Here is a 25,643-nt window from a genome sequence, read left to right as displayed (position 1 = left end):
GTAAAGGCCGCCCGGTCCGCGGTCGTCAGAACCGCCAGTTGACCGAAAGGGACGCCGTGGTCGCGTCGGCATCGGCGCCGCCGGTGAACCCGTCGAGATCGTGATAGAGCACCTCGGTGCCGATCGTGATCGCGTCGGTCACGAAGACCTCGTAACCCAGACCGCCGAAGGCACCGTCGCCGGAGCCGAGGAGGTTAGTGTCGGCGTCGGCATAGCCGAGAATGCCGTAATAGAGGTTCCGACCGCTATCGAGACCCGCCCGAACGCCGAGGCGGGTGATGCTTTCGATCTCGTTACCGCCGCCCAGGTCGATGCTGCCGCCGTCGTAGTCGAGGCGGGCACCCAGAACGTAGGAGCCGAAATCGTAGTCGAAGCCCAACCGGAGACCGGCCAGCGCGCCATCGCCGCCGATACCGGCCACGCTGGTATCGACATCGGCATAGGTGGCGGCGCCACCGATATAGAAGCCCGACCAGTCATAGACCGGCGTCGCCACCACGGTGGCCGGGACGGGCGTGGCGATCGGGGCCACGGGCTCGAGGTTGCCCGCGGTCGCGGCGACCGGGACGCCGAAGGCGAGGGCCAGGGCGGGGAGGATGAGTTTGGTCTGCATGGGTGCCTCTCGGGTTGTCGGAATCGGCGAACCGTGCGGGTCCGTCGATCCTTCATGTAGGCCGCCGCGCGCTGGGCAAAAGATGGATCACGGCAGCGTGCGAGCGATGGCGGCGCATGGCCGGGGATCGGCGCAAGTCTGCCGGTCGAGGTTACAGATGCCAGGCGCTCGCCGCGAATTTCGTGAGGCGAGGCGGAACGTTCAGGCCTCGAACACCATACGGGCCGCTTCCGTGCGATTGCGCACGCCGAGCTTGCGATAGGCCTTGGAGGCGTATTCCGCGACCGTGTTGGGAGAGATGCCGCAGAGCCGCGCCACCTCCTTGCGGGGGAGGCCCTGCGACTGAAGCCAGATCACCTCGCGTTCGCGCGGCGACAGCGCGGCGAGCCGTTCGGTTTCGGGGGCCACCATCCGGGCGCGGGGCGGCAGGGGCGCGGGCAGCACGCCACAGGGGGCGGTCAGGATGCCCAGCTCCTCGAACCGGCGATGCACCAGAAGGCAGAAGAGGCGGAACTCCTCCTGACGGGGCGCAATCTCCTCTTCGAAGGCGGCGCGGTCCAGCGGGGTGCCGAGGTTGAAACCGCCGTAATGCAGCGACCCCTGCAGGCGCGTCGGTATGCCCAACCCGCTGACGAACCCGTGGTCCTGCGCGCGCAGGATGAAGGCGCGGTCCGTCGCGCAGAGATATTCGTGCTCGTCGATGAAGGCGGCCCCGGTGCGGGTGATCGCGTAGCTGTCGCAGCAGTGGTCGAGGAACGGATCCTTCTCGGGCTGATCGTCGGCATGGATCTCGGGCGCGGTCGTCATGACGCGGACGTCACGGCGCTCCTTGTCGGAGATGAGGTAAAGGACGGTCCCGACGCCTTCGGTCGCCAGCGTCTCCACGGTCGCATCCCACACGGCGCGCGGCGTATCGAGCGCCTCGATCCGGCGCGCGTCGTCGATCAGCATTCCAGTCTCCCCGGGGTCGCCCCCTTCGTTCGGGGGGACTGACCATTCCAGTCCTTCAAGATAGACACGCAGCGGTTCGTTACAAGTTCCTGATTATTCGAGGGCCTTTGCCCCCGCGAACGGCATCGACGTCAGACCGTCGGTGCCGTTTCGCGTTTGAGGGACCGCTTTTCGGCCTCCAGGGTGCGTGCTAGGCGCCGCCGATGACCCGGACCCATCTGACCTTCGATCTGCATGCCACGGACGGCCGCGCCCGCCTCGGCACGATTCGCACGCCTCGGGGCGACATCCGCACGCCCGCCTTCATGCCCGTGGGGACGGCGGCGACGGTAAAGGCGATGCTGCCCGGCTCGGTGCGCGAGACAGGGGCGGATATCCTTCTGGGCAATACCTATCACCTGATGCTGCGCCCGACGGCCGAGCGCATCGCGGCGCTGGGCGGGCTCCACCGCTTCATGAACTGGGATCGTCCGATCCTGACGGATAGCGGCGGGTTCCAGGTCATGAGCCTCGGCGCGCTCCGCAAGCTCGACCCCGACGGCGTGACCTTCCGCAGCCATATCGACGGCTCGAAGCACCGTCTGACGCCCGCCCGCTCGATGGAGATACAGGCGCTCCTGGGTTCGGACATCGTGATGGCCTTCGACGAATGCCCCGCGCTCCCCGCCGACCGCGACCGCATCGCGGCCTCGATGCGGCTTTCGATGGACTGGGCTCAGCGTTCGCGCGACGCGTTCGGCGACCGGCCGGGCCATGCGCTCTTCGGGATCCAGCAAGGCGGGCTGGAGCCGGACCTGCGCGAGGAGAGTGCCGCCGCCCTGCGGGATATCGGCTTCGACGGCTACGCTATCGGCGGCCTCGCGGTGGGCGAGGGGCAGGAGGCGATGTTCGCCTGCCTCGACTACGCGCCCGATCAATTGCCCGAGGACCGGCCCCGCTACCTGATGGGGGTCGGTAAGCCGGACGACATCGTCGGCGCGGTCGCGCGGGGCGTCGACATGATGGACTGCGTGCTGCCATCTCGGTCGGGGCGCACGGGGCAGGCCTTCACGCGCACCGGCGTCGTCAACATCCGCAACGCGCGCCATGCCGACGATCCGCGCCCGCTGGACGAACAATGCGGCTGTCCGGCCTGCCGGGGCTACAGCCGGGCCTACCTGCATCATGTCAGCCGCGCCAAGGAGATCATCGGCTCGATGCTGATGACCTGGCACAATCTGCACTATTATCAGGACCTGATGACGGGGATGCGCGACGCGATCGCGGGCGGCACCTTCGCGTCCTGGCAGGCGCGGTTCCACGCGGACCGGGCTGAAGGCGACATCCCGCTCCTCTGACGTTCCCGGCGGCCGACCCGAAATGGGCCACGCTTGGCCACATTCGAGCCCTGGCACGGTCCTACGGTCGGTCCCAGACCTGATTCGTAGTCCGTCCAGAAAGGACCTGCCCGTGCTGCCGTTCCGTGCCTTGACCTTCCTCGTCGCCGCTGGCGCCGCCGTTGCCACCCAACCGGCCGCGGCCCAGCTCACCAATCTCGACCTCGCCACGATCACCGCCATCGAGGACACGCTCGACAACCGCCTGCCGCCCAAGGGGCTCGACCTCTGCGACGTCGCCAAGAGCGATTGGGACGACACGCTGGGTGACCTCCTGACGGGCGACTGGGACATGACCAACGGCTACGGCATCTCGACCGTGGGCGCGGTCCAGACCGACCTCACCGACGAGATCGTCACCGAGATCGTGGTATCGCGTCAGACCGGGCAGGGCATCGTCATCAACGGCGCGCCGCTGCCGGAAGTCGTCCCGCTCCAGTTCCACAAGGGCGAATCCTGGCCTTTCAACGCCGACGGCAGCGTGACCTTCGCGGCGGGCGACGTGCTGGTCGCCCCGCTCAACACCATGCCGCTCGACTGCGAGGCGGGCGATCTGCCGCGCCTGCAGGCCAAGGGCCCGATCAACCTGCCCGAGGGCGTGGGTGAATTCGACCTCTGGCTCTATGTGCTGAGCACCGAGGAAGCCTATGGCGCGCACCAGATGGAGCTGATCCAGGCCAATGGCCAGCCGATCTCCATCCTCCGGTTCGTGACCTTCGAGAAGCGCTGAAACCGCGCACGGGGGCGGACCTGCGCCCCCGACCCATCGCTCCGGCGAAACACTGACGCGACGGCCCCGATGCCGCCCTCGACGGGCCAAGCCCCGTCGAATGCCCCCGGATCGCCGGGCATGCAGCCCTGCAGCGCTCACGCCGCGTCAGTGCCCCTGACGCCCACGCCCCCTTGCGCCTTCGCGGGGCCACGGTCAGAGTGAGGGAAACAAGACGGGAACACCCGCGACATTGACGCGAAGACCAGGCGTCCCCACGTTTGGACCCGAAGACGGAAGGTCTCCATGGCTGCCGATCCGGGGCCGGGGACCTTTGCGAAAGGATAGAACAGACATGACCCTCTCGACCCATCCGGTCCTGCCATTGCGCGACATCGTCGTGTTTCCGCACATGATCGTCCCGCTCTTCGTGGGCCGCGACAAGAGTGTGCGCGCCCTCGAACAGGTGATGGCCGACGACAAGCAGATCCTGCTGTCCAGCCAGATCGACCCCGCCACCGACGAACCCGATGCCGACGGCATCTACCGCGTCGGCGTGCTGGCCAACGTGTTGCAGCTGCTCAAGCTGCCCGACGGCACCGTGAAGGTGCTGGTCGAAGGCCGCCGCCGCGTGAAGATCACCAAATTCATCGCCAATGACGAGTTCTTCGAGGCCGAGGCCCAGGGCCTGACCGAGGAGATGGGTGACAGCGCCACGATCGACGCGCTGATGCGCTCCGTCGGCGAGGAGTTCGAGCGCTACGCCAAGGTCAAGAAGAACATCCCCGAGGAGGCGATGGGCGCCGTGGCCGAAAGCCAGGATGCCGCCAAACTCGTGGATCTCGTGTCCGGCCATCTCGGGATCGAGGTCGCCCAGAAGCAGGAGCTTCTGGAGATGCTGACCGTCAGCGAGCGGCTGGAGAAGGTCTACGGCATGATGCAGGGCGAAATGTCCGTCCTGCAGGTCGAGAAGCGCATCAAGTCCCGCGTGAAGTCCCAGATGGAGCGGACGCAGCGCGAATACTACCTCAACGAACAGATGAAGGCGATCCAGAAGGAGCTGGGCGACGGCGAGGACGGCCAGAACGAGGTCGCAGAGCTGGAGGAGCGGATTGCCGCGACGAAGCTGTCGAAGGAAGCGCGCGAGAAGGCCGAGGGCGAGCTGAAGAAGCTCCGCAACATGAGCCCGATGAGCGCCGAGGCGACCGTCGTGCGCAACTACCTCGATTGGATGCTGTCGATCCCGTGGGGCAAGAAGTCCCGCGTCAAGAAGGACATCGTCAAGGCGCAGGACGTGCTCGACCGCGATCACTATGGTCTCGAGAAGGTCAAGGAGCGGATCGTCGAGTATCTCGCCGTCCAGGCCCGTTCGACCAAGCTGCGCGGCCCGATCCTGTGCCTCGTCGGCCCGCCGGGCGTGGGCAAGACGTCGCTGGGCAAGTCGGTCGCCAAGGCCACGGGGCGCGAGTTCATCCGCATCTCGCTGGGCGGCGTGCGCGACGAATCCGAGATCCGTGGCCACCGCCGGACCTATATCGGCTCGATGCCGGGCAAGATCATCCAGGCGCTGAAGAAGGCCAAGACCACGAACCCGCTGATCCTGCTCGATGAGATCGACAAGATGGGCCAGGACTTCCGGGGCGACCCGGCGTCGGCCATGCTCGAGGTTCTCGACCCCGAGCAGAACGGCACCTTCGTCGATCACTATCTCGAGGTGGAATACGATCTCTCGAACGTGATGTTCCTGACCACCTCGAACTCCTACAACATGCCGGGCCCGCTGATGGACCGGATGGAGATCATCCCGTTGGCCGGATACACCGAGGAAGAGAAGGTCGAGATTGCCAAGCGGCACCTCGTGGACAAGCAGGTCAAGAATCACGGGCTCCGCAAGGGCGAGTTCGAGGTCACCGACGAGGCCCTGCAGGAGATGGTGCGCACCTATACCCGCGAGGCGGGCGTGCGGAACCTCGAGCGCGAGATCGCCAAGCTGGCGCGGAAGGCGGTCACCAAGATCGTCGGCCGGGGCGAGACGGCGATCAAGATCACGCCGGACAATCTCGACGACTATCTCGGGGTCAAGAAGTACCGCTACGGGCTGGCCGAGGCCGAAGATCAGATCGGTGTCGTCACCGGGCTGGCCTATACGTCCGTGGGCGGCGACCTTCTGCAGATCGAGGCGCTGCGCCTGCCGGGCAAGGGTCGGATGAAGACCACCGGCAAGCTGGGCGACGTGATGAAGGAGTCGATCGACGCGGCGTCGAGCTACGTCCGTTCGATCGCACCCGAGATCGGGGTGAAGCCGCCGAAGTTCGACACGATGGACATCCACGTCCACGTGCCCGACGGCGCGACGCCCAAGGACGGGCCCAGCGCGGGTCTGGCCATGGTCACCTCGATCGTGTCGTCGCTGACGCAGATTCCGGTGCGGCGCGACATCGCCATGACGGGCGAGGTGTCGCTGCGCGGCAATGCCATGCCTATCGGCGGCCTCAAGGAGAAGCTCCTCGCGGCGCTCCGCGGCGGGATCACGACCGTTCTGATCCCCAAGGAGAACGAGAAGGACCTGGTCGATCTGCCCGACAGCGTGAAGAACGGGCTCGAGATCGTGCCCGTGGGCCACGTGTCCGAAGTGCTCAAGCTCGCGCTGACCGAGACGCCGGAGCCGGTGGATTGGGACGAGGCCGCCGAGGAGGCCGCGGCGCTGGCCGCGCGGGCGGCCCAGACCGGACCGGGGGCGACCGCCCATTGAGGCGACACGCCTGACCTGAACGACGAAGGGGCGCGACCGGCAGGTCGCGCCCCTTTTCATCCGCCCGCGTCGCGCGGGCGCGGTCAGCGGTTCAGTCGAGCATCGCGGCGAACAGGATGATCGTCAGGACGTTCACCAGGATCGCCTGCGAACTGGAGCTTGTATCCTCGACGATCACGACCGGGTCGACCGGGGCCGGGGCGAGGTTGCCTGCAGCGGAGGGTGTCGCAAGCGTCGTCGCGATCGCGGCGGCGGTCAGAATGGATCTCATGCTGCTATCTCCGGGCTTCTCTGATGGGGCAGGCGGGCAATTTCTGCTGATTCGGCGCTCTTGCCACAGAATTGCCCAATTCCCATTGTCGGAAAAGCCCTTGCGGAGAATTCGCCCGATCCGGCCGAAACCTGTGTCTTCGCGCGGCCGATCGCCCCCGTCAGCGGGCGATCGCGCCGATCAGGTTGGCATGATCGTCGGTCCAGGCGGTGCCCTCGGCAGGCGTGATCGCGTTCCAGCGCGCGTCATCGGTCAGCGCGGCGATGGACGCGGCGCTGCGCGACATCACGGCCACCTGGCTGCCATTCGCCCCGGCGACATCGACGGCCGGATCGACCTTGGCCGATCGGTAGGCGACGGACAGGCCCGCGTCCCGCGCCAGCCGGGTGAGCGGCGGCAGCAGGTCGTAGTAGCGGTTCGAGATGTGGAACACGAGACGGCCGTCGGGCGCGAGACGGTCGAGATAGATCGCCATCGCCTCGGCGGTCAGCAGGTGCACCGGCACCGAATCCGAGCTGTAGGCGTCGAGGACCAGCACGTCGAACGCCATGTCCTGTCCTTCGAGCACCAGCCGCGCGTCGCCCAGATGGATCGGTGCGTCGGGCGCGCAATCGGGTACGAAGGTGAAGAGCGAGCGATCCGTCGCGATGCGGATGACCTCGGCGTCGATCTCGTAGAAGTCCCAGGCCTGGCCCGGCTGCGCGTAGCAGGCCAGCGCGCCGATCCCGAGGCCGACCACCCCGATCCGCGCATCGGCGGGCAGGGCGGGGTCGGTGACCATTTCGGCCATCGGGCTGCGCGGATGGTAGTAGGAGCGGGGGATCAGGCGGCCTTCGTCGCCGGTCCACTGCATCCCGTGGATCGTCGTCCCGTTGGTATAGAGCCGCAGCCCGCCCGCATCGCGCACGACATGGGCCCCGAAGAAGCTGCGATCCTGCAGAAGCGGCGGGCTGCCGTTGCCGATGATGGCGGTGCCGACGGCCAGGGCCGCGACCGTGACCGGAATCGCCAGCGGAAGGCGCCGCCCGATCCAGAGGCCCGCGAAGACCGTCGCGGCGAGCAGGATGTCCAGCAGGCGCCCGTCCAGCCCCAGATCGGCCCCCGACGTGGCGAGCATGATCGCCACGGTCGCGACCGCGAGGCCCCAGGCGGCGGCGCGCGGGATGCGCGCGATCGGGACGCCCAGCAACAGAAGCGAGGCCGCGACCACGGTCAGCGGGATCTCCAGCAGCGTGTCGAACACGGCGGGTGCCAGCAGCGAATTGAAGAGCCCGCCCAGCGCCCCGCCCACGGACATCACCACGTAGAACACAGTCAGTCGCGCCGCCTCGGGGCGCGCGAGATAAAGCGCGCGGTGACCCTTCAGCGCCACGAGGAAGAGGCCGAGGCAGAGCATCGCGGCCCCCGTGGGCGAGAAGCTCTGGACCATCAGGCGGTTGGTCAGGAACACCACGATCGCCAGGCCCACCACGAAAAGCGCGTCGATGGCCCGGTCCGAAATAAGCGGCCGGTTTGTGAAGGTCAGAACGAAGGTCAGGATATAGAGCGACAGCGGCACCGCCCAGACCAGCGGGATCGACCCGAGGTCGATGCTGATCTTTGTGGTCACGACCAGCATGGTCGAGGAGGGGACGAAGGCGAGGCCCAGCCACAGTGCGATCCGCCGAAGGTCGATAGGGGCGGCGGGGGCGGCGGCCTCGGCGATGGCGGCGGAGGCGGGTCCGCGCCGCGCGCTCAGTCCCGAGACGAGCACCATGCCGCCGAGTGCGACAAAGCCAACGGCCCAGACGAGGCCGGTCGCCGACCCACCGAGGAACGGCTCGGCCAGGAGCGGGAAGGCCAGGAGCGAGATGAGCGAGCCGGAGTTCGACGCGGCATAGAGGAAATACGGGTCCTGCGACGAGGGCCCATCCGTGCGCGCGTACCACGCCTGAATGAGCGGCGCGTTGGCCGAGAGCATCGCGAAGGGCACGCCGACGCCGGCGGCAAAAAGCATCAGCGTCTGCCACGGCAGCGACCCGCCCGGCTCGGGCGTCCAGCCGGCCGGCACGGCCAGCGGCAGGAAGGTCAGCGCCAGTGCCCAGACCCCAAGATGGATCGCGATCTGACCGCGCTGCGGCACGTAGCGGACGAGCAGATGGGCATAGAGATAGCCGCCGATCAGCACCGTCTGGAAGAACAGCATGGCCGTGGTCCAGACCGCCGGCGCGCCGCCGAGAAGCGGCAGGACGAGCTTGGCGAAGAGCGGCTGGACGAGAAACAGGAGGCTGGCGCTGAGGAAGATCGTCAGCGTGAAGATCGCGGCGATCGGAACGCGCCGGGTGCCGGGTCGGGAAAGCGGGGCGGGCTGGGTCGCGTCGGTCATCGGTTCGGCCTCGAATGGACTGGGTTACCGTTGCCATTGCAGGAACAATCGGACGTGTTTGTGGCCGAAGCGCGGAAATCCGGCGGAATGCCGACCGAAAGCCTCGGCATCCCAAGACCCTTGCAGGCCCCCCGAACCCCGGCTAAACCGCCGCCGGACGGGTGATTAGCTCAGTGGTAGAGCGCTTCGTTCACATCGAAGATGTCGGGGGTTCAAATCCCTCATCACCCACCATTCCCGGCCGCGTCACCCCCCGACGGATGCGACGCCGCCGCGTCCCGCGCGGGGTGCCGATGGCCGATCTGCCGCCCCTCTACATCCTGCGACACGGCCAAACCGTGTGGAACGTCGCGGGGCGCATGCAGGGCACACTCGATTCCGATCTGACGGCGCTTGGTCGCGTGCAGGCCGCGCGGCAGGGCGCGATCCTGCGCCGTGCGGCACCGTCCGGCAGCGTGGCGCGGGTCAGCCCGCGCGGGCGGGCCGTCGCGACCGCACGGCTGGCGGGGTTGGATGCGTCCGAGGACGCGCGCCTGGCCGAGATCGACATGGGCGCGTGGCAGGGCCGTCTTGCGCGGGACGTCGGCGGCGGCGCGGGTGTCTTGTGGAAATTCGCGGCCCCGGCCGCGGAATCGCCGGACGCGCTGATGCGTCGCGTGACGGGCCTTCTGGACGATCTGCGGGGGCGGGGGCCGACGATCCTCGTGACCCACGGCGTCGTGGCCATCGCGCTCCGCGCGCGGCTTGCGGGGCGCGGCATTCCCGACTGGGACCGGATCGACGACCCTCAGGGCGTGGTCATCCGCGTGGCCGAAGGGCGCGAGACCGTGTTGACCTGACGCTTGCGGGCCCGCGCGCCGCGGTCTAGATCCGCGCCTGCGGGTGGTTAGCTCAGTTGGTAGAGCGTCTCGTTTACACCGAGAATGTCGGGGGTTCGAGCCCCTCACCACCCACCATCATCCCCCTGATATGCCGTCGTTCTTCATGGCCCGGCCGTACCGTGACGGGCATGGGGCCGATGCCCGCCACGTCCCTATCCACGCAGCTCCGGGCGACCACGGCACGCTACCCCTGAGCGCCCGTGCCAGATACCCGCGCCCATCGGGGCGTCATCCGTAGACTACGCCAGTCGGCACGCCCCGGCGCTCGCGCCCCGTGACGCTACGTCACTATAGCATTTGCCCCGCCCCGGTTTGGCTGTCACCATCATCGCAGGGTCGCTTCGGCCCGCCGGGGTCCGATCATGCCCGACGACAACCTGACGACCTACTCGAACGATGTGACCGATGCGCCCGATGGCCTGACGCTCTGGCGGATGGCTCGCAAGTTCTTGCGCGCACGCGGCATCGTGCGGATGAGCTACCATTTCCTCGACCCCACGGGCGGGCGGGCACCGCTCGTTCGGGCCGAGGGGTTTCCCGAGGATTGGGTCGCGCACTACGTCAAGAACGATCTCGCGGATATCGACCCCATCCCGGCGCTGGCCGCGCGTCGCACCAAGCCCTTCTTCTGGAGCGAGCTCGAAACCCTCGTCAAACTGACCCCCGAGGAACGCGCCTTCGTCCGCGAGCTGGAGACCGCGCATCTGGGCGACGGGCTGGCGATGCAGGTCTATGGCCCCCGGATGCGGTCGGCCTATGTCGGCCTCGGCTTCGGCGGGCCTCGGCCCGAACTCAGCGAGGCGCAGATCTTCGAGTTGAAATCGGCGGTGCAGCTGGCGCATCTGCGCTATTGCGAACTCGACGAGACCCGGCCGCTGACGCATCGCGAGCTGTCGCCCCGCGAGACCGAGATCCTGTCCTGGATCGCGCGTGGCAAATCGAATTCGGTCATGGCCGAGATCCTCGGGGTCTCGCGGCATACGGTCGATACGCTGGTCCGGCGCATCTTCCAGAAGCTCGAGGTCGGCGACCGCACCACCGCCGTGCTGCGCGGGCTGGGCGCGGGGCTGATCGTGCTCGACCGCCGCATGCCCGTCACGCAATCGCGGGACGTGACCTGAGGGCAGCGCGCATCCATCTGCGGCGGGTTACGAGTGATCGCGCCCGGAGGCCCACATGGACAAGTTCGCACCCGATACCGCCGGCGACATCGCCGAATGGGTGGCGCTGGCGATCGACCGCCTGCCGCTGGAGCAGCGCGCGGAAGGATCGCTGACGGTCGCCGCCCGCGCGGTCGAGATGGCGGCCTACGAGGTGGCGCGCTCGGGCGAGCACCGGCAGGCGCCCGGTCTCATCCTGATGGCGGATCGCCTGCTGCGGCTGGCCGAGGGGGCCACGGCCGACGATTCCGCGGCCTGACACCGGGGGCGGATCAGGGACGATCCGCCGGAAGGCGTTGAATGACATAGGCCCGCAGAACTCGGTGCCGGTGGGCCAGGGCCCGCTCCCAGACCCTGCCGGGGCGGGGCGATCCTCCGGCGTCGCGGCGACCTTGGCCTAGCCGCGCAGCGCCGGTAGGCCGATCCCCGTCGCCTCGAACCCGCCATCGACGGCCAGCCGCTGGCCCGTCACGAAGCTCGCCTTCTCCGAGCAAAGCCACGCGATGGCCTCGGCGATCTCTGTCTCGCGCCCATAGCGGTTCAGCGGGATCGCGTCGTGATAGGCGTCGATGATGTCCTGCGTGTGGACGGCCATGGCCAGCTTGGTGCGCACCGGGCCGGGGCAAACACAGTTCACCCGAATCCCGTATTCACCCAACTCCACGGCCTGCTGCTGCGTCAGATGCGCGACCCCGGCCTTGGACGTCCCGTAAGCCACCCGCAGCGTCGACGCCCGCAGCGCCGAGATGCTGGCGATGTTCACGATGGCGCCGCGCGTGGCCTTCAGGGCGGGCGTGAACGCCTGGCTCATCAGGAACACACCGTCGAGATTGGTCGCCATCACCGCGCGCCAGCGGGTGAAGTCCGTCTCCTCGATGGGACCGAAATCCGCGAGGCCCGCATTGTTCACCAGCGCATCGATCCTGGTGCCGGAGAGCCCCTCGGCCAATCCCGCGACGGCGTCCGGGTCGGACACGTCGCAGGGCAGGGCGGTCGCGCCCTCCAGACCCGTGGCGGCGCGTGCAAGCTCCTCGGCATCGTTGTCGACCATGACCACGCGGCGCCCTTCGGCGAGGAACAGCTTCGTCGTCGCCAGCCCGATGCCCCGCGCGGCCCCCGTCACGATCGCCGTCTCACCCATCATCCGTCTCCCCGATTTGGCTGGGCGACCCTAGCGTGCGTGCCGACATGCGCAATCTCCGTGCGCGCTCGCGGGGTTGGCCCGAGCCCGTCAAGCGACCAGATTGTACGGCAATCAAGGAGACGCGCCATGAGCTGGAACCCCGCCCTCGACCCCCATTGCCCCATCGGCGACGAGGTCGACGCCATCGAGACCGTCATCGTTCCCCGCGCCCGCGACCTCGGCGGCTTCGAGGTGCGCCGCGCGTTGCCTGCGCCCAAACGCCAGATGGTCGGCCCTTTCATCTTCTTCGACGAGATGGGGCCCGCCGAGTTCCTGACCGGCGAGGGTATCGACGTGCGCCCGCATCCGCATATCGGGCTGAGCACGGTGACCTATCTCTTCGAGGGCAAGATCCATCACCGCGACAGCCTCGGGACCGACCAGTGGATCGAGCCGGGCGCGGTGAACCTCATGACGGCGGGCCTCGGAATCACCCATTCCGAGCGGATGGACGGCCCTTACCGCGATGAGACCGTGCGGCTCTCGGGGATCCAGACGTGGATGGCGCTGCCGCAGGACCACGAGGACGACGCTGCCGCCTTCAAGCACGTCACGAAGGCCGAGTTGCCCATCCTCGAGGGCGAAGGCAAGCAGGTGCGCATCGTCCTCGGGGATGCCTACGGCGAACGCGCGCCCGCCGACACGCCCAGCCGGATGTTCTACGCCGACGCGCTGCTCGAGGCGGGCGCGGCCATCCCGCTGCCCGACGATCACGAGGACCGGGGCGTCTACGTGATGGACGGAAGCATCGAGCTTGCCGGCGAGACATGGGAGCGGGGTCAGATGCTGGTCTTCCGGCCCGGCGACCGGCTCTCGCTCAAGGCGGGGCCGACCGGTGCACGGCTCCTGCTGCTGGGCGGCGACACGATGGACGGCCCGCGTCACATCTGGTGGAACTTCGTGGCCTCGTCGAAAGACAGGATCGACGCCGCCAAGGAAGCGTGGCGCGCGGGCGACTGGGCCCATGGCCGGTTCCAGCTTCCGCCCGGCGACGACGGGGAGCATATCCCGCTCCCCGATCGCTAGATCAGCGCAGGCGGGCCACCACGAAGCGGCTCGTGCCACCGGAGGGGTAAGTCCCCCGCTCGATGATCTCGAACCCGGCGGCGTCGATCATCGCGTGCCAGTCCCGCACCGAGAAGAACGTCACGGCCGGGGCGAACCCGACCGCACGCATCGACATGACGATCGCACGGTAGAAGCCGCTGCGCAGCCCCAGCCCCGCAAGGCAGGGCGTCTTCGAGATGAAGAGCCCGCCCGGCTCCAGGTAGCGCGCGACATGTGCCAGCGCGGCCCGCGGATCGGGCATCAGGTGGAGGAGGTTGAACGCCGCGACCACGTCGAAGCGCTGCCCCAGAAGGGCGTCCGCGCCCGGCTCGGCCACCTCGAAGGCGACGTTGCGGACGCTCGCCTCCCACGCTTTCTCGCGGGCGATGTCGATCATGCCCTGCGCGTAGTCGATCGCCGTCAGGTGCGCGACATGGGGCGCCAGCCTCAGCGCGGTCATCCCCGTGCCGCAGCCGAGCTCCAGCATCCGGTCCTCGCGGTGGAGGTGATGCGCGGTGCGCGACAGCGTCTCGGCATAGGCGTCCTCGTCGGGGACGGGACGTTCGGAGTAGCGGCGGGCGCCGCGGGTCCAGAAGGTGGCATCGGTCATGGGTGATCTCCTTTCAGCGCCCGTATGACCTGCTGTGATTTGCATGGGTATTGCGCTTATTCGTGCTTCCGTCATACGCGGATGCATGAACTGGGATGCCGTCGCCTTCGACTGGAACCACGTGCGCGCCTTTCTCGCGACGGTCGAGCGCGGGTCGCTTTCGGCTGCGGCGCGCGCGTTGCGTCAGACCCAACCCACGATCGGGCGACAGGTCACCGCGCTCGAGACGGAACTGGGCGTGCGGCTCTTCGATCGGGTCGGCAAGCAGTTGATCCTGACGCCGTCCGGCGTGGCTCTGGCCGAACAGGTCCGCGCCATGGGCGAGGCCGCCGCGCGCGTCTCGCTGACCGCATCCGGTCAATCCCAGGCGATCGAGGGGCTGATCCGCATCACCGTCTCGGAGCTCTACGCCGCGCTCGTGATGCCGCGCGTCATCAGCCTTCTCCGGGCCCGCCACCCCGAACTGCGCGTCGACGTCGTGGTCACGAACGATCTGGCGGACCTGCGCCGCCGCGAGGCCGATATCGCCATCCGCAACGCCGAGCCGAGCGATCCCGACCTGATCGCGCGCAAGCTCTGCAACGATACGGCGACCCTCTGGGCCACGCCCGCCTATCTCGAGACGCTCGGCCCCGTGAACGGTCCCGCCGATTTCGGCGCGGCACAGTTTCTCGGCCTCTCCGAGAACGGACCCCTTCTGGGCGCGCTGGCGAGCACGGGCTTCACGGTCGGCGACCGCAACTTCATGCTCTCGACCGGGTCGAGCCATCTCGTGCACTGGCATTTCGTTTGCGCGGGGCTCGGCATCGGGTTCGGGCCGATCACCGCGGGTGCGGCCGATCCGCGGCTCGTGCCGATCCTGCCCGATCCGCCGCTCTTTCCGTTCCCGATCTGGCTCTGTGCCGCCCGCGAGCTTCGGACCAGCGCACGCATCCGGGCCGTGTTCGACCTTCTGGCCGAGGCGATCCCACCGCTCGTGAAGAATTCCGTCGGACCGGCTTGACGGCATGTCGGGGCCGCAATAGACCCCGCAGCACGCCGGAAACGGTGTGCAAGCGGGCGGTTGTAGCTCAGTTGGTTAGAGTACCGGCCTGTCACGCCGGGGGTCGCGGGTTCGAGCCCCGTCAACCGCGCCACCGCTTGTCCGAAAGCCGGCCCCTCGGGGCCGGCTTTTTGGTTTCCGGTCCGGCCTGAGGTGGCTCAGCCCCGCGCCTTCCCCGAGAATCGCGGCAGCATCGCGCTGAAGTCCTGACCGCGGCCGTCCTCCGCCTCGACGAAGGCTTCGTATTCGGCCGTCGCTGCCTGTCCCATGGGCGTCGCCGCATCCACGGCTTCGGCGGCCTCCTGGCTCAGGCGCAGGTCCTTCAGCATCAGGTCGGCGGCGAATCCGGGGCGGTAGTCGTTGTCGGCGGGCGAGGTCGGGCCCACGCCCGGCGCGGGGCAGTAGGTGTTCATCGACCAGCTCTGGCCCGACGAGGTCGAAACGACGTCGAACATCGCCTGCCGGTCGAGCCCCAGCTTGTCGGCCAGCGCGAAGGCCTCGCAGGTCGCGACCATCGTGGCGCCGAGGATCATGTTGTTGCAGATCTTCGCCGCCTGCCCGTTGCCCGCAGGGCCACAATGGACGGTGCGCCCGCCCATGATATCGAGCAGCGGCGCCGCCGTCGCCAGCGCCGCGTCCGAGCCCCCCACCATGAAGGTCAGCGTCCCGGCATCCGCGCCGCCGATCCCGCCGGAAACCGGCGCGTCGAGCGACCCGAGCCCGCGCGCTTCGGCCATCTCGGCCACCGCGCGGGCCGAGGCGACATCGACGGTCGAGCAATCGAGCAGCACCGCGCCCGCGGCCATCGCCGGGATTACGTCTCCCGCCACCGCGCGCAGGATCTCGCCATTGGGCAGCATGGTGATCACGACCGCGGCGTGCGCTGCGGCCTCCGCGGCGCTTGCGGCCATCGCGACGCCTTCGGGCGGGGCGGCGGCGGTGTCGAAGCCGGTGACCTCGTGCCCGGCGGCGGCAAGGTTGCGGGCCATGGGCGCGCCCATGTTGCCCAATCCGATGAACGCGATCTTCATGTCGTCTCCTCCAGCGTCAGGGCGTCGGCCCCGAGGGGTTGCAGCATCCGCGACACCGCGAGCGTCGGCACCGCGTCGGGGCCGGGGTGGGACCAGCGCGGCGCGCGGTCCTTGTCGACGATCTGCGCCCGGATGCCCTCGACGAAATCCGAATGCTCCAGCGCGCGGAAGGTAAAGCGGTACTCCATGCCCAGCGCCGCCTCGATCGTGGGATCGTCGCCCAGCCGGTGCAGCATCTCGACCGCGCAGGCCATCGAGAGCGGCGCGTTGCGCCTGAGGGCCGCACGGGCGTCCTCGGCCAGCGGCGTGTCGACGCCCTGAAGTCCGCGCCAGATATCGGCCAGCGTCTCGCCCGCGAACAACCTGTCGATCTCGGGCTGGGCGTCGGCCAGCGGCGCGTCCGGCACCTCGCCCGCCGCCGCGTCCACCGCGCCGGGATCGCCCGTCTCACACAGCGCGGCCTTCAGGGCATCCCAGCCCTCCGCCACTAAATAATCCGCGAACCCCGCATGGATCGCATCACCCGGTCCCATCCGCGCGCCGGTCGCACCGAGATATTCCCCCAGCCGCCCCGGCGCCCGCGCGAGCAGCAGCGACCCGCCGACATCCGGCACCAGCCCGATCCCGCATTCGGGCATCGCGATCCGCGAGGTCGCATCGACGACCCGGTGCGACGCATGGCACCCGACGCCCACACCGCCGCCCATGGTGAAGCCGTGAAGGAAGGTCACGACCGGCTTCGGGAAGTGGAAGAGCTTGGCATTCATGCGGTATTCGTCCGCCCAGAACCGCTGCCCGTATTCGTAGCGCCCCTCGGTGCCCGCGCGGTGCATCTCGAGGATGTCGCCGCCCGCGCAGAAGGCCCGCCCCGGCGCCGCGTCGATCACCACCAGCGCCACATCGTCCCGCGCCCGCCACTCGTCCAGCGCCGCCTCGATCGCGAGGCACATGTCCCAGGACAGCGCGTTGAGCACGTCGGGTCGGTCGAGCGTGATCCGACCGGCCCGGCCCTCAATGCGGATATGGATGTCGCTCATCGGGTTGCCTCCGCCCGTCTCGCAGTCACAGTGAACGACACCGGTCCTCCTCTGGCCTGAAATACCTCGGGGGTCTGGGGGCGGAGCCCCCAGCCGGTCGGATCGACGCAGGCGATTCGAACCCGGTCCGTCACGCCGCCAGCATGTCGCGCGCGACGATCATCCGCATGATCTCGTTGGTGCCTTCGAGGATCTGGTGCACCCGCAGGTCGCGCACGAGCTTCTCGATCCCGTAATCGGCGAGATATCCGTAGCCGCCGTGGAGTTGCAGGCACTGGTCGACGATCCGGCTGCCGGCTTCGGTGACCATCTTCTTGGCCATGGCGCAGTATTTCGTGGCATCGGGCGCGCCCGTATCCAACTTCCACGCCGCCTGCCGCAGGAAGATGCGCGCCGCCTGCAACTCGATCTCCATGTCGGCGAGACGGAACTGGAGGGCCTGGAACTCGGTCAGGCGCGCGCCGAAGGCCGTTCGCTCGCGCATGTATGCGACGGTCTGGTCCAGCGCCTGCTGCGCCGCCCCGAGCGAGCAGGCCGCGATGTTCAGCCGCCCGCCATCGAGCCCGGCCATGGCATAGCGAAAGCCGCGCCCTTCCTCGCCCAGAAGGTTGCCCAGCGGGGTCGTGCAATCATCGAACTGCACGGCCCGCGTCGGTTGCGAGCGCCAGCCCATCTTGTCCTCGAGCCCGCCAAAGGAGAGGCCCTCGGCCCCGTCCTCGACCACCAGCGCGCTGATGCCGCGCGGCCCGTCCTCGCCGGTGCGCGCCATGACGACATAGGCATCCGAATAGCCCCCGCCCGAGATGAACGCCTTCGTCCCCGTCAGGCGGTAATCCACGTTGGTCTTCACGGCCTTCGTCTTCAGAGCCGCCGCGTCCGACCCGCTGCCGGGTTCGGTCAGGCAGTAGCTGAAGACCGTCTCGCAGGTCAGCGCGCGGGGCAGGTAGCGCGCCTTCAGATCGTCGGACCCGAAGCCATCGATCATCTTGGCGCACATGTTGTGGATCGACAGGAACGCCGCGACGCTCGGGCAAGCCATCGACAGCGCCTCGAAGACCAGCGTCGCGTCGAGCCGGGACAGGCCGGAGCCGCCTGCATCCTCGGAGACGTAGAGCCCGCCGAAGCCCAGCTCAGCCAGCTTGGGCCAGAGCTCCTTGGGGATGTCGCCCGCCGCCTCCCAGTTGCGGGCATGGGGCGCGATCTCGGACTGGCCGACGTCGCGGGCGATGTCGAAGATGGCGGTGCTTTCCTCGGAGAGTGCGAAATCCATGGCCGTTCCCCTTTAATCGAACGCTCGTTCAATTACCCCGCCCGGTGGCCGGGTGTCAAAGGCCCTCGTCGAAGGCGGCGATCAGATGCGCGGTCACCGCGCGGAGCGCGTCTTCAGGCGCCGCCCCCGCGTCCAGCGCCTCGGCATGGACCGCGCGCTGGCGGTCGGCGGCATTGCCATGGGCGGCGATGTCGCGGGCGCGTGCGATCTCGGGCTCGCAGCACAGCGCCGCGGCATCGGGTGCGAGCAGGTCGAGCCATTCCTCCACCAGGTCGGGCACCGGCACGATGGCTCGCCGCCCGTAGTCGATCAGCCCCTCGCGCACGCCGTAGCGCTGGGCGCGCCAGCGATTCTCGTCGACGAGGAAGCGGTCGTAGATGCGCCAGCGCTGGTTCGACTGCCCCAGCCGCCAGAGCATCCGGTGCGTCGCCTGCACCAGCGCCGCCAGCGTCAGCGTGTCCTCGAGGCGCGGGGCCACGTCGCAGATGCGCGTCTCCAGCGTCGGGAAGCGGTGCGAGGGCCGCAGGTCCCACCAGATCTTGGAGCCGTCCTCGATCACGCCGAGCTCGGTCAGGGCGCCGACCGCACCCGTCCAGTCCGACCAGCCCGTAAGGCGCGGCGGCAGGCCGGTGCGCGGCATGTTGTCGAAGACCGTAAGGCGGTAGCTGTCGAGGCCGGTATCCTCGCCCTGCCAGAAGGGCGACGAGGCCGAGAGCGCCAGGAGATGCGGCAGGAAATAGGTGAACTGCGCCATCAGGTCGATGCGCGTCGCCTCGTCGGGCAGGCCGACATGGACATGCATGCCGCAGATCAGCATCCGGCGTGCCACGCCGCGCAGATCGCGTTCGAGGTCGCGGTAGCGGGCGCGGTCGGTGAAGCTCTGGTCCTTCCAGTCCGAACTCGGATGACAGGAGGCCGCGATGGGGGCGAGCCCATGTTCGGCCGCCAGCCGCGACACGGTGCGGCGCAGATGGGCGAGGTCGTCGCGCGCCTCGGAGACGGTGGCGCAGATGCCGGTGCCGACCTCGATCTGGCATTGCAGGAATTCGGGGCTGACCTGTTCGCCCAACACGTCCGTCGCCGCCCGCATCAGGGCGTCCGGCGCCTCGGCGAGCGCGCCGGTCTCGCGGTTCACGAGAAGGTATTCCTCCTCGATCCCGATGGTGAACTCCGGCTCGGCCATATGCGCCACCCCCCGGCCCGCAGGGTCGGCGGAGCGGCGTCGCATCGCAAGCGGCAAATGGGGGGGGCGGGCGATCCGGGCGCGGGGCCCGGACCGGGGGGCGTCAGATGACGCGGACCTGCGCGCCGACCGGCGTGATCGCGAAGAGCTCGGCGATCTTCTCGTTGTAGAGACCGATGCAGCCCGACGACGACCGCCGCCCGATCTTGCGCGTGTCATGCGTGCCGTGGATCAGGTAGGCGGGCCAGGCGAGGTACATCGCGTGGGTGCCCAGCGGGTTGCCGGGGCCGGCCTCCATGAACTCGGGCAGGGACGGATCGCGGGCGCGCATATTCGCGGTCGGCGTCCAGGTCGGTCCGACCTTCTTGCGCACGATCTCCGTATAGCCGCGCCGCGTCAGTTCGTCGGTCATCGGCACGCTGGTGGGATAAAGCCGGTAGTCGCTCCCGGTGCTGTCCCAATAGTGCAGCGCGCGGCTGGTCGTGTCGCAGATGATCGTGGCGCGCCCGAGATCGGAGAAGTGATCGCGCCAATCGATCATCTGGAAGCTCGAGGTGTTGCGGCGGCTCTCGGTCGGGCCGGTCACGCCGCCGAAATCCTCGGCGGTGCGGGTCTGCGCAAGCGCCGGCGCGGCGAGTGTCGCGGCGGTGCCGGCAAGGAAAAGGCGGCGGGTCTGCTCGGTCATCAATCCTGCTCCGTCTGGCTTGCGCCTCAGTTATTACGGGCGATGCGCGGCGGAAAGGCCCGCGCGTTCACTTCTTCGCGGGTGCGCATTGGTCGGCGGCGGCTTGCCGATGGCTCCTACCGATGCCCGCACGGGGGGGGCGGCCCCGGATGCGGGGCCGCGCACGGGGTCATTCCATGACGGGGATGGAGAATTCGCCGCCTTCCTTGATGCCCGAGGGCCAGCGCGCCGTAACCGTCTTGGTGCGCGTGTAGAATCGGAAGGCATCCGGGCCGTGCTGGTTCAGGTCGCCGAACATCGACTTCTTCCAGCCGCCGAACGTGTGGTAGGCCAGCGGCACCGGGATCGGCACGTTGACGCCCACCATTCCGACATTCACCCGCTTGGCGAAATCGCGCGCGGCGTCGCCGTCGCGGGTGAAGATCGCGGTGCCGTTGCCGTATTCGTGGTCCATGGCGAGGCCCAGCGCCTCCTCGTAGGTCTGGGCCCGGACCGTGGAGAGGACCGGACCGAAGATCTCCTTGCGGTAGATATCCATGTCCGGCGTCACCCGGTCGAAAAGCACCGGGCCGACGAAGAACCCGTCCTCGTAGCCCTGCACGCTCATCTTCGAGCCGTCGACCACCGCTTCTGCGCCCGCATCCTTGCCCGACTGGATGAGGGCGAGGATGTTTTCCTTTGCCGCAGCCGTGACCACGGGGCCAAAATCGACATCCGTCCCGCTGGAATAGGGACCGACCTTCAGCGCCTCGACGCGGGGCGCCAGCTTCTCGATCAGGCGGTCGGCAGTGTCGTCGCCCACGGGCACCGCGACCGAGATCGCCATGCAACGCTCGCCCGCGGCGCCGTAGCCCGCGCCCACCAGCGCGTCGGCGGCCTGGTCCATGTCGGCATCGGGCATGATGATCATGTGGTTCTTGGCGCCGCCGAAGCATTGGGCGCGTTTGCCCGAGGCCGAGGCGCGCTCGTAGATATAGGCCGCGATCGGGGTCGAGCCGACAAAGCCCACGGACTGGATCACCTCGTGGTCGAGGATCGCGTCCACGACCTCCTTGTCGCCGTTGACGACCTGCAGGATGCCCTTCGGGAGCCCGGCTTCTTCCAGAAGCTCCACCAGCATCATCGGCACCGAGGGGTCGCGCTCGGAGGGCTTGAGGATGAAGGCGTTGCCACAGGCGATGGCGGGCGCGAACATCCACATCGGGATCATGGCGGGGAAATTGAAGGGCGTGATGCCCGCCGTCACCCCCAGCGGCTGGCGCATGGAATACATGTCGATACCGGGACCGGCGCTGTCGGTGAACTCGCCCTTCAAGTGGTGCGGTGCGCCGATGCAGAACTCGACCACCTCGAGGCCGCGCTGCACGTCGCCCGCGGCGTCGGGCAGGGTCTTGCCATGCTCGCGCGAGAGGGCCTCGGCCAGCTTGTCCATGTCGCGGTTCAGAAGGTCGACGAACTTCATCAGGACACGGGCGCGGCGCTGCGGATTGGTCGCGCCCCAGGCCGGCTGTGCCGCGGCGGCGACCTGCACCGCGCGGTCGAGTTCGGCGCCCGAGGCCAGCGCGACGCGGGCCTGCACCTCGCCCGTGGCGGGGTTGTAGACGTCCGCGCTCCGCCCCGAGCCCGCGACGGCCGCGCCGTCGATCCAATGTCCGATCTCTTGCATGTGATCCTCCCTGAGTTCGGCGGAGGATAGGGCGCGGGCCGATCCGGCGACAGGGCCGATCATGCTGGACGGTCTTGCAGATTTGTCGGTACGATGGCGGCCATGGACTGGGATGATCTGCGCATTTTCCTGAACGTTGCCCGCGCCGGGTCGCTGACCGAGGCGGCGCGCGTGCTGCGGCTGGACCCCGCCACGCTGAGCCGTCGCATCAAGCGGCTGGAGCGCGAGGCGGGGGCCGCCCTGTTCCTGAAATCACCCCAGGGCTACGCGCTGACCGGAGCGGGGCAGGGGCTTCTGCCCCATGCCGAGGGGATGGAGGCGCAGGCCCGCGCCGGGACGGCCGCGTTGACCGGGACCGAGCGGCTGGCGGGCCGGGTGCGCATCGGCGCGCCCGACGGGATCGGCACCCATGTCCTGCCACGGGTCTGCACCGCGCTCCGCGCCGCCCATCCCGAGTTGCGCTTCGACATCGTGGCGCTGCCGCGCCTTCTCGATCTGTCGCGCCGCGAGGCGGATCTCGCGATCACCATCTCGGCGCCGGTCTCGGGGCGGTTGGTGGTGCGCCGGATCTGCGACTACGGCCTCGGGCTCGCGGCCCATCGCGACTGGCTGGCGCGCCACGGCCCGGTCACCCGGGCGAGCCTGCGCGAGGCGGATCGCGTGGGCTACATCCCCGACATGATCTTCGACCCCGAACTCGACCACCTGGCCGAGCTGGGTCTGGGCGCGCCGGATATCGCTTCGAACTCGGCGAACCTGCAATGGGCGCTGATCCGCGCGGGTGCGGGCGTCGGGGTCGTCCACGACTTCATGCGCCCCGAGGCGCCCGAGCTGGTGCCCGTTCTGCCCGGCATTGCGCGCCTCAGCCGCAGCTTTCACCTCGTGCGCCATGCCGATGCCGACGGCGCGCCCTTCGGGGCGGTCGCCGACCTTCTGGCCGAGGGCATTCGCGCCGAGATCTCCCGTCTCGAGGCCATTGCCGCCGCCCGCGACCGCGACGCGCAGGCTTGACAGGTGGGCGGGGTCGGGCGTTCGCTGGACATCCAGAGCCGCAGGAGGGCCTCCCATGTTCGTGACCCAGATCCTCAAGTCCAAGGCGACGACCGGTGTGCTGACGATCGACCCCAACGCATCCGTGGCCGATGCCGTGGCCGAACTCGGCGCGCGCAAGATCGGCGCGCTCGTGGTCTCGACCGACGGGCGGCGCACGGCGGGCATCCTGTCCGAGCGCGACGTCGTGCGCGAGCTGGGCCGCGCAGGGCAGACCGTGCTGGACCGGACCGTCGGGGACCTGATGACCACCGATGTGCAGGTCTGCTCGCCGGGCGACGACGCGCAGGCGATCCTCGCGCGGATGACCGAAGGCCGCTTCCGCCACATGCCCGTCGAGGAGGACGGCCTGCTGGTCGGGATGATCTCGCTGGGCGACGTGGTGAAAGCCCGGCTGAGCGAGGTCTCGATGGAAAAGGACGCGCTTCAGGCGATGATCGCGGGCCACGGCTGACGCGACGCCCTCGCCGGACGGGGCCCGTGCCCTAGCTCGGGCGTCATGGACCGTGATGCGCTCGAACGCCGCTGGAAGGATTTGACGCGCAGGGACCTGCCGCGCGCGGCGGGGCCCGGCTGGCCCGTCCATCTGGACCACTGCTTCCAGCGCATCCTGCTGGACCACGCGACGGGCGGCGTCTGGTACGACGCCATCCCCAAGCGTCCGGCCTATGCCCATGCGTCCGACGCGGTCCTGACCCGCGCGGTGGCGCTGGGCGAGGACGTGCTCGCCGGTCGGGCCGACCTCCATGCCCTCAACCGCCAGAGCCTCGCCTGGCGCGGCAAGAGCGGACGCGCGCGCGCCCGCGCTTGATCCGCAGGGGCGGCCATGCCACCCATGGCGCAACAATCTTGCGGGGCACCCCCATGCGCACGGCTCTCTATCCCGGCACCTTCGACCCGATCACCAAGGGCCATAGCGATATCATCCGGCGGGCCTGCACGTTGGTCGACAAGCTGGTCATCGGGATCGCGATCAACCGCGACAAGGGGCCGCTCTTCTCGCTGGAGGAACGGGTCGCCATGGTCGAGGAGGAGGCCGAGCACTGGTCGCGCCAGACCGGCTGCGAGATCGTGGCCCACCCGTTCGAGAACCTGCTGATCGACTGCGCCCGCGAGGTCGGGGCCCAGATGATCGTGCGCGGCCTGCGCGCGGTCGCGGATTTCGAATACGAGTACCAGATGGTCGGGATGAACCGCATCCTCGACGACCAGATCGAGACAGTGTTCCTGATGGCTGAGGCCGAGCATCAGGCCATCGCATCGAAGCTGGTCAAGGAGATCGCGCGGTTGGGTGGCGATGTGTCGGCCTTCGTGACGCCGAAGGTGCGCGCGGGGCTCATGGAGAAGTTCGGCAAAGGGGCGGCGGGCGACCTCTAACCCCTTATGTTAGATCGGCTTTCAAAGGCGGTCCATCGCCCGTAGCCGGTCGGCCAAGGCGCCTTCCGCCGGGTGCGCGGCTTCGAGTGCATGGACCCAGGCCTGCGTCAGAAAGAACGGTGCCGCGTCGGGTGGCACGCGCGCTGCTGCCGCTCCGTAGAGATCGACCAGCGCCGCGCCGTCCCCCGCCGCATGGGCCGCGAGGATCGCGTCGTGGAGGGCCGCATCACGCACCGAGATGTCGCGCCACCCAGGCGTGGAACCGGTGCGTCGGCCCGTCCATCGCGGGGCTGAACCGCCCGCCGTCGAAGCCCGGCGCACCGCGCCCCCGCTGCATCCCCTCGACGACGAAGACGTCCTCCTCGAACACGCCGCGCCAGAGTGCGGTGTTGCGATCGGCGAGGTCCGCGTCGAATTCGGGCGTGCCGTAGTAGATATGGACATGCTCGGCGGTGCGGTCATGGGCCACGGGCTGCAGGATGATCGCGTAGGCATGGTCGCGATGTGTCCCCATCAGGACATTCGGGAAGACCGACAGGTATTCCGCCGCCTCGTCCCATTTGGGCGACAGGCCCGCGAAATCCGGGAAATGCGTCGCGCCATCTCTCAGCTGGCGATACACCAGCGTGCCCTGGCCCGAATGGCTCGCCTCGGGGCCGTCATCTTCGATGTGGTAATGATCCTCGAGACGCGAATAGGCGTTCAGGCCGGGATGGATCCACGGCAGGTGGTAGCTTTCGCAGTAGTTCTCGACCGCGAGCTTCCAGTTGCACGCGACGTCGAGGGTGAAGGACCGTCCGTCATGATGCAGCGGCTGGTCGAACTCGGCCCAGCGGGCGATGGCGGCGGCATTGGCTGTCTCGAAAGGCGGGGCGTTGCCGTCGAGATTGACGAAAACAACATCGCGCCAGACATGGCTCGGCACCTCCACGAGACCCAGCGTGTCGCGGTCGAGCCGGGCGTCGGAATTGCGCCCCGGCCCACCGATATGGGGCGTCGCCACCAGCTTGCCGGTCGTCGAATAGCACCACGAATGGTAGGGGCAGCGGATCGCGCCCTCGATCCGCTTCGGCTCGGCCACGAGGATCATGCCGCGGTGGCGACAGACGTTCTGGAACACGCGCACGGCGCCCTCGCGGTCGCGTAGCAGAAGGAGCGGCGCGCCCGCGAAATCCAACGGGATGGCGTCGCCCGGCTCGGGCACTTGGGACGCGACGGCAAGGCCCGCCCACTGCCCGTGCAGGATGGCCGCCGTTTCCGCCGCGACGGTCGCGGGGTCGGTGTAATGCGCGTTGGGCAGGCCGTGGGCCCGCCCGATGGGCTGGCGGACGGCGGCAAGCGCGTCGAGATCCTTCATGATGCGTCCTCCCTGCGGCTGATGCCG

Annotated in this window: 26 protein-coding genes and 3 tRNA genes; 15 read left to right on the top strand and 14 right to left on the bottom strand. The window is 68.8% G+C overall.

Annotated elements, in window-relative coordinates; all coding sequences use genetic code 11:
• Window positions 1-25: 25 nt before the first annotated feature.
• Together Q0833_RS10205 and Q0833_RS10200 are read right to left on the bottom strand one after the other, a co-directional pair.
• On the bottom strand, window positions 26-613 hold the full coding sequence (locus Q0833_RS10205; protein ID WP_298433581.1) for an outer membrane beta-barrel protein: 588 nt from the start codon (window positions 611-613) through the stop codon (window positions 26-28).
• Window positions 614-814: 201 nt separating this feature from the next.
• Entirely contained in the window at window positions 815-1,564 is a 750-nt protein-coding gene (locus Q0833_RS10200) for a LuxR family transcriptional regulator (RefSeq protein WP_298433576.1), read from the bottom strand.
• 203 nt (window positions 1,565-1,767) lie between these two features.
• Here Q0833_RS10200 and tgt point away from each other — a divergent pair, with 203 nt between their 5' ends.
• From tgt to lon, 3 genes are all read left to right on the top strand, one after another.
• A complete protein-coding gene (gene tgt / locus Q0833_RS10195) occupies window positions 1,768-2,901 on the top strand; it encodes a tRNA guanosine(34) transglycosylase Tgt (protein ID WP_298433573.1) in 1,134 nt (377 codons plus the stop codon).
• 112 nt (window positions 2,902-3,013) lie between these two features.
• Window positions 3,014-3,670 carry a hypothetical protein gene (locus Q0833_RS10190; RefSeq protein ID WP_298433570.1) on the top strand — a complete coding sequence of 219 codons (657 nt, stop codon included), beginning with the start codon at window positions 3,014-3,016 and terminating at the stop codon, window positions 3,668-3,670.
• A gap of 334 nt (window positions 3,671-4,004) precedes the next feature.
• Window positions 4,005-6,401: an endopeptidase La gene (gene lon, locus Q0833_RS10185; protein WP_298433567.1), complete on the top strand. Its 2,397-nt coding sequence runs from the start codon at window positions 4,005-4,007 to the stop codon at window positions 6,399-6,401.
• Between the two features lie 91 nt (window positions 6,402-6,492).
• On the opposite strand, the gene Q0833_RS10180 is transcribed toward lon, so the two are convergent.
• Both Q0833_RS10180 and Q0833_RS10175 read right to left on the bottom strand, forming a co-directional pair.
• A complete protein-coding gene (locus Q0833_RS10180) occupies window positions 6,493-6,672 on the bottom strand; it encodes a hypothetical protein (RefSeq protein ID WP_298433564.1) in 180 nt (59 codons plus the stop codon).
• A gap of 160 nt (window positions 6,673-6,832) precedes the next feature.
• Window positions 6,833-9,037, bottom strand: a complete 2,205-nt coding sequence (locus tag Q0833_RS10175) for a fused MFS/spermidine synthase (protein ID WP_298433561.1) — start codon at window positions 9,035-9,037, stop codon at window positions 6,833-6,835.
• Window positions 9,038-9,196: 159 nt separating this feature from the next.
• On the opposite strand from Q0833_RS10175, the gene Q0833_RS10170 reads away from it, so the two are divergent.
• From Q0833_RS10170 to Q0833_RS10150, 5 genes are all read left to right on the top strand, one after another.
• Window positions 9,197-9,271, top strand: a tRNA-Val gene (locus Q0833_RS10170).
• A gap of 26 nt (window positions 9,272-9,297) precedes the next feature.
• Window positions 9,298-9,876, top strand: coding sequence for a histidine phosphatase family protein (locus Q0833_RS10165; protein ID WP_367274947.1), 579 nt, complete (start codon window positions 9,298-9,300; stop codon window positions 9,874-9,876).
• A 41-nt stretch (window positions 9,877-9,917) separates the two neighbouring features.
• Window positions 9,918-9,993 (top strand) — tRNA-Val (locus tag Q0833_RS10160).
• Between the two features lie 287 nt (window positions 9,994-10,280).
• Window positions 10,281-11,039, top strand: coding sequence for a LuxR family transcriptional regulator (locus tag Q0833_RS10155; protein ID WP_298433555.1), 759 nt, complete (start codon window positions 10,281-10,283; stop codon window positions 11,037-11,039).
• 55 nt (window positions 11,040-11,094) lie between these two features.
• Window positions 11,095-11,337, top strand: coding sequence for a hypothetical protein (locus Q0833_RS10150; RefSeq protein ID WP_298433550.1), 243 nt, complete (start codon window positions 11,095-11,097; stop codon window positions 11,335-11,337).
• Between the two features lie 138 nt (window positions 11,338-11,475).
• Here Q0833_RS10150 and Q0833_RS10145 read toward each other — a convergent pair whose 3' ends face one another.
• Window positions 11,476-12,219, bottom strand: coding sequence for an SDR family NAD(P)-dependent oxidoreductase (locus Q0833_RS10145; protein WP_298433548.1), 744 nt, complete (start codon window positions 12,217-12,219; stop codon window positions 11,476-11,478).
• Window positions 12,220-12,348: 129 nt separating this feature from the next.
• Between Q0833_RS10145 and Q0833_RS10140 the strand changes: the two genes are divergently transcribed.
• Window positions 12,349-13,287, top strand: coding sequence for a pirin family protein (locus Q0833_RS10140; RefSeq protein WP_298433545.1), 939 nt, complete (start codon window positions 12,349-12,351; stop codon window positions 13,285-13,287).
• 1 nt (window position 13,288) lies between these two features.
• Here Q0833_RS10140 and Q0833_RS10135 read toward each other — a convergent pair whose 3' ends face one another.
• Entirely contained in the window at window positions 13,289-13,918 is a 630-nt protein-coding gene (locus Q0833_RS10135; RefSeq protein ID WP_298433539.1) for a bifunctional 2-polyprenyl-6-hydroxyphenol methylase/3-demethylubiquinol 3-O-methyltransferase UbiG, read from the bottom strand.
• Window positions 13,919-14,003: 85 nt separating this feature from the next.
• On the opposite strand from Q0833_RS10135, the gene Q0833_RS10130 reads away from it, so the two are divergent.
• Window positions 14,004-14,921: a LysR family transcriptional regulator gene (locus Q0833_RS10130; RefSeq protein ID WP_298433536.1), complete on the top strand. Its 918-nt coding sequence runs from the start codon at window positions 14,004-14,006 to the stop codon at window positions 14,919-14,921.
• Between the two features lie 56 nt (window positions 14,922-14,977).
• A tRNA-Asp gene (locus Q0833_RS10125) sits at window positions 14,978-15,054 on the top strand.
• Window positions 15,055-15,118: 64 nt separating this feature from the next.
• Here Q0833_RS10125 and mmsB read toward each other — a convergent pair.
• From mmsB to Q0833_RS10095, 6 genes are all read right to left on the bottom strand, one after another.
• Window positions 15,119-15,991 carry a 3-hydroxyisobutyrate dehydrogenase gene (mmsB, locus tag Q0833_RS10120; protein WP_298433533.1) on the bottom strand — a complete coding sequence of 291 codons (873 nt, stop codon included), beginning with the start codon at window positions 15,989-15,991 and terminating at the stop codon, window positions 15,119-15,121.
• Window positions 15,988-17,028, bottom strand: a complete 1,041-nt coding sequence (locus tag Q0833_RS10115) for an enoyl-CoA hydratase/isomerase family protein (RefSeq protein WP_298433530.1) — start codon at window positions 17,026-17,028, stop codon at window positions 15,988-15,990. The genes mmsB and Q0833_RS10115 overlap by 4 nt, the downstream gene beginning before the upstream one ends.
• A 130-nt stretch (window positions 17,029-17,158) precedes the next feature.
• Window positions 17,159-18,298, bottom strand: coding sequence for an acyl-CoA dehydrogenase family protein (locus tag Q0833_RS10110; RefSeq protein ID WP_298433527.1), 1,140 nt, complete (start codon window positions 18,296-18,298; stop codon window positions 17,159-17,161).
• A 55-nt stretch (window positions 18,299-18,353) separates the two neighbouring features.
• Window positions 18,354-19,481, bottom strand: coding sequence for a carboxylate-amine ligase (locus Q0833_RS10105; RefSeq protein WP_298435085.1), 1,128 nt, complete (start codon window positions 19,479-19,481; stop codon window positions 18,354-18,356).
• Between the two features lie 103 nt (window positions 19,482-19,584).
• Window positions 19,585-20,166, bottom strand: a complete 582-nt coding sequence (locus Q0833_RS10100; protein ID WP_298433524.1) for a L,D-transpeptidase — start codon at window positions 20,164-20,166, stop codon at window positions 19,585-19,587.
• Window positions 20,167-20,335: 169 nt separating this feature from the next.
• The gene (locus tag Q0833_RS10095) at window positions 20,336-21,832 is read right to left on the bottom strand and encodes a CoA-acylating methylmalonate-semialdehyde dehydrogenase (protein WP_298433521.1); all 1,497 of its coding nucleotides are present in this window, start codon (window positions 21,830-21,832) and stop codon (window positions 20,336-20,338) included.
• 102 nt (window positions 21,833-21,934) lie between these two features.
• Between Q0833_RS10095 and Q0833_RS10090 the strand changes: the two genes are divergently transcribed.
• From Q0833_RS10090 to coaD, 4 genes are read left to right on the top strand one after another with little or no spacing between them, the layout of a single operon-like run.
• The gene (locus Q0833_RS10090; protein WP_298433517.1) at window positions 21,935-22,843 is read left to right on the top strand and encodes a LysR family transcriptional regulator; all 909 of its coding nucleotides are present in this window, start codon (window positions 21,935-21,937) and stop codon (window positions 22,841-22,843) included.
• Between the two features lie 55 nt (window positions 22,844-22,898).
• The gene (locus Q0833_RS10085) at window positions 22,899-23,336 is read left to right on the top strand and encodes a CBS domain-containing protein (protein ID WP_298433514.1); all 438 of its coding nucleotides are present in this window, start codon (window positions 22,899-22,901) and stop codon (window positions 23,334-23,336) included.
• A 45-nt stretch (window positions 23,337-23,381) separates the two neighbouring features.
• Entirely contained in the window at window positions 23,382-23,693 is a 312-nt protein-coding gene (locus Q0833_RS10080) for a hypothetical protein (RefSeq protein WP_298433511.1), read from the top strand.
• 53 nt (window positions 23,694-23,746) lie between these two features.
• Window positions 23,747-24,259, top strand: a complete 513-nt coding sequence (gene coaD / locus Q0833_RS10075; RefSeq protein ID WP_298433508.1) for a pantetheine-phosphate adenylyltransferase — start codon at window positions 23,747-23,749, stop codon at window positions 24,257-24,259.
• 21 nt (window positions 24,260-24,280) lie between these two features.
• Here the strand turns inward: coaD and Q0833_RS10070 are convergent, their stop codons facing one another.
• On the bottom strand, window positions 24,281-24,493 hold the full coding sequence (locus Q0833_RS10070; protein ID WP_298433505.1) for a hypothetical protein: 213 nt from the start codon (window positions 24,491-24,493) through the stop codon (window positions 24,281-24,283).
• Window positions 24,486-25,616 carry an aromatic ring-hydroxylating dioxygenase subunit alpha gene (locus tag Q0833_RS10065; protein ID WP_298433502.1) on the bottom strand — a complete coding sequence of 377 codons (1,131 nt, stop codon included), beginning with the start codon at window positions 25,614-25,616 and terminating at the stop codon, window positions 24,486-24,488. The genes Q0833_RS10070 and Q0833_RS10065 overlap by 8 nt, the downstream gene beginning before the upstream one ends.
• Window positions 25,617-25,643: the final 27 nt, after the last annotated feature.

This window comes from uncultured Jannaschia sp., assembly GCF_947503795.1.
In the GTDB taxonomy this organism is placed as follows: domain Bacteria; phylum Pseudomonadota; class Alphaproteobacteria; order Rhodobacterales; family Rhodobacteraceae; genus Jannaschia.
This window is presented reverse-complemented; position numbering and strand designations above follow the sequence as displayed.

Coding starts and splice junctions, on each gene's coding strand:
- Q0833_RS10155 (WP_298433555.1), top strand. CDS start 10,281: ATGCCCGACGACAACCTGACGACCTACTCGAACGATGTGACCGATGCG.
- Q0833_RS10175 (WP_298433561.1), bottom strand. CDS start 9,037: ATGACCGACGCGACCCAGCCCGCCCCGCTTTCCCGACCCGGCACCCGG.
- Q0833_RS10165 (WP_367274947.1), top strand. CDS start 9,298: ATGCGACGCCGCCGCGTCCCGCGCGGGGTGCCGATGGCCGATCTGCCG.
- Q0833_RS10095 (WP_298433521.1), bottom strand. CDS start 21,832: ATGCAAGAGATCGGACATTGGATCGACGGCGCGGCCGTCGCGGGCTCG.
- Q0833_RS10080 (WP_298433511.1), top strand. CDS start 23,382: ATGGACCGTGATGCGCTCGAACGCCGCTGGAAGGATTTGACGCGCAGG.
- Q0833_RS10065 (WP_298433502.1), bottom strand. CDS start 25,616: ATGAAGGATCTCGACGCGCTTGCCGCCGTCCGCCAGCCCATCGGGCGG.
- Q0833_RS10205 (WP_298433581.1), bottom strand. CDS start 613: ATGCAGACCAAACTCATCCTCCCCGCCCTGGCCCTCGCCTTCGGCGTC.
- lon (WP_298433567.1), top strand. CDS start 4,005: ATGACCCTCTCGACCCATCCGGTCCTGCCATTGCGCGACATCGTCGTG.
- Q0833_RS10085 (WP_298433514.1), top strand. CDS start 22,899: ATGTTCGTGACCCAGATCCTCAAGTCCAAGGCGACGACCGGTGTGCTG.
- Q0833_RS10105 (WP_298435085.1), bottom strand. CDS start 19,481: ATGGCCGAGCCGGAGTTCACCATCGGGATCGAGGAGGAATACCTTCTC.
- coaD (WP_298433508.1), top strand. CDS start 23,747: ATGCGCACGGCTCTCTATCCCGGCACCTTCGACCCGATCACCAAGGGC.
- mmsB (WP_298433533.1), bottom strand. CDS start 15,991: ATGAAGATCGCGTTCATCGGATTGGGCAACATGGGCGCGCCCATGGCC.
- tgt (WP_298433573.1), top strand. CDS start 1,768: ATGACCCGGACCCATCTGACCTTCGATCTGCATGCCACGGACGGCCGC.
- Q0833_RS10200 (WP_298433576.1), bottom strand. CDS start 1,564: ATGCTGATCGACGACGCGCGCCGGATCGAGGCGCTCGATACGCCGCGC.
- Q0833_RS10110 (WP_298433527.1), bottom strand. CDS start 18,298: ATGGATTTCGCACTCTCCGAGGAAAGCACCGCCATCTTCGACATCGCC.
- Q0833_RS10100 (WP_298433524.1), bottom strand. CDS start 20,166: ATGACCGAGCAGACCCGCCGCCTTTTCCTTGCCGGCACCGCCGCGACA.
- Q0833_RS10145 (WP_298433548.1), bottom strand. CDS start 12,219: ATGGGTGAGACGGCGATCGTGACGGGGGCCGCGCGGGGCATCGGGCTG.
- Q0833_RS10135 (WP_298433539.1), bottom strand. CDS start 13,918: ATGACCGATGCCACCTTCTGGACCCGCGGCGCCCGCCGCTACTCCGAA.
- Q0833_RS10140 (WP_298433545.1), top strand. CDS start 12,349: ATGAGCTGGAACCCCGCCCTCGACCCCCATTGCCCCATCGGCGACGAG.
- Q0833_RS10090 (WP_298433517.1), top strand. CDS start 21,935: ATGGACTGGGATGATCTGCGCATTTTCCTGAACGTTGCCCGCGCCGGG.
- Q0833_RS10150 (WP_298433550.1), top strand. CDS start 11,095: ATGGACAAGTTCGCACCCGATACCGCCGGCGACATCGCCGAATGGGTG.
- Q0833_RS10180 (WP_298433564.1), bottom strand. CDS start 6,672: ATGAGATCCATTCTGACCGCCGCCGCGATCGCGACGACGCTTGCGACA.
- Q0833_RS10130 (WP_298433536.1), top strand. CDS start 14,004: ATGAACTGGGATGCCGTCGCCTTCGACTGGAACCACGTGCGCGCCTTT.
- Q0833_RS10115 (WP_298433530.1), bottom strand. CDS start 17,028: ATGAGCGACATCCATATCCGCATTGAGGGCCGGGCCGGTCGGATCACG.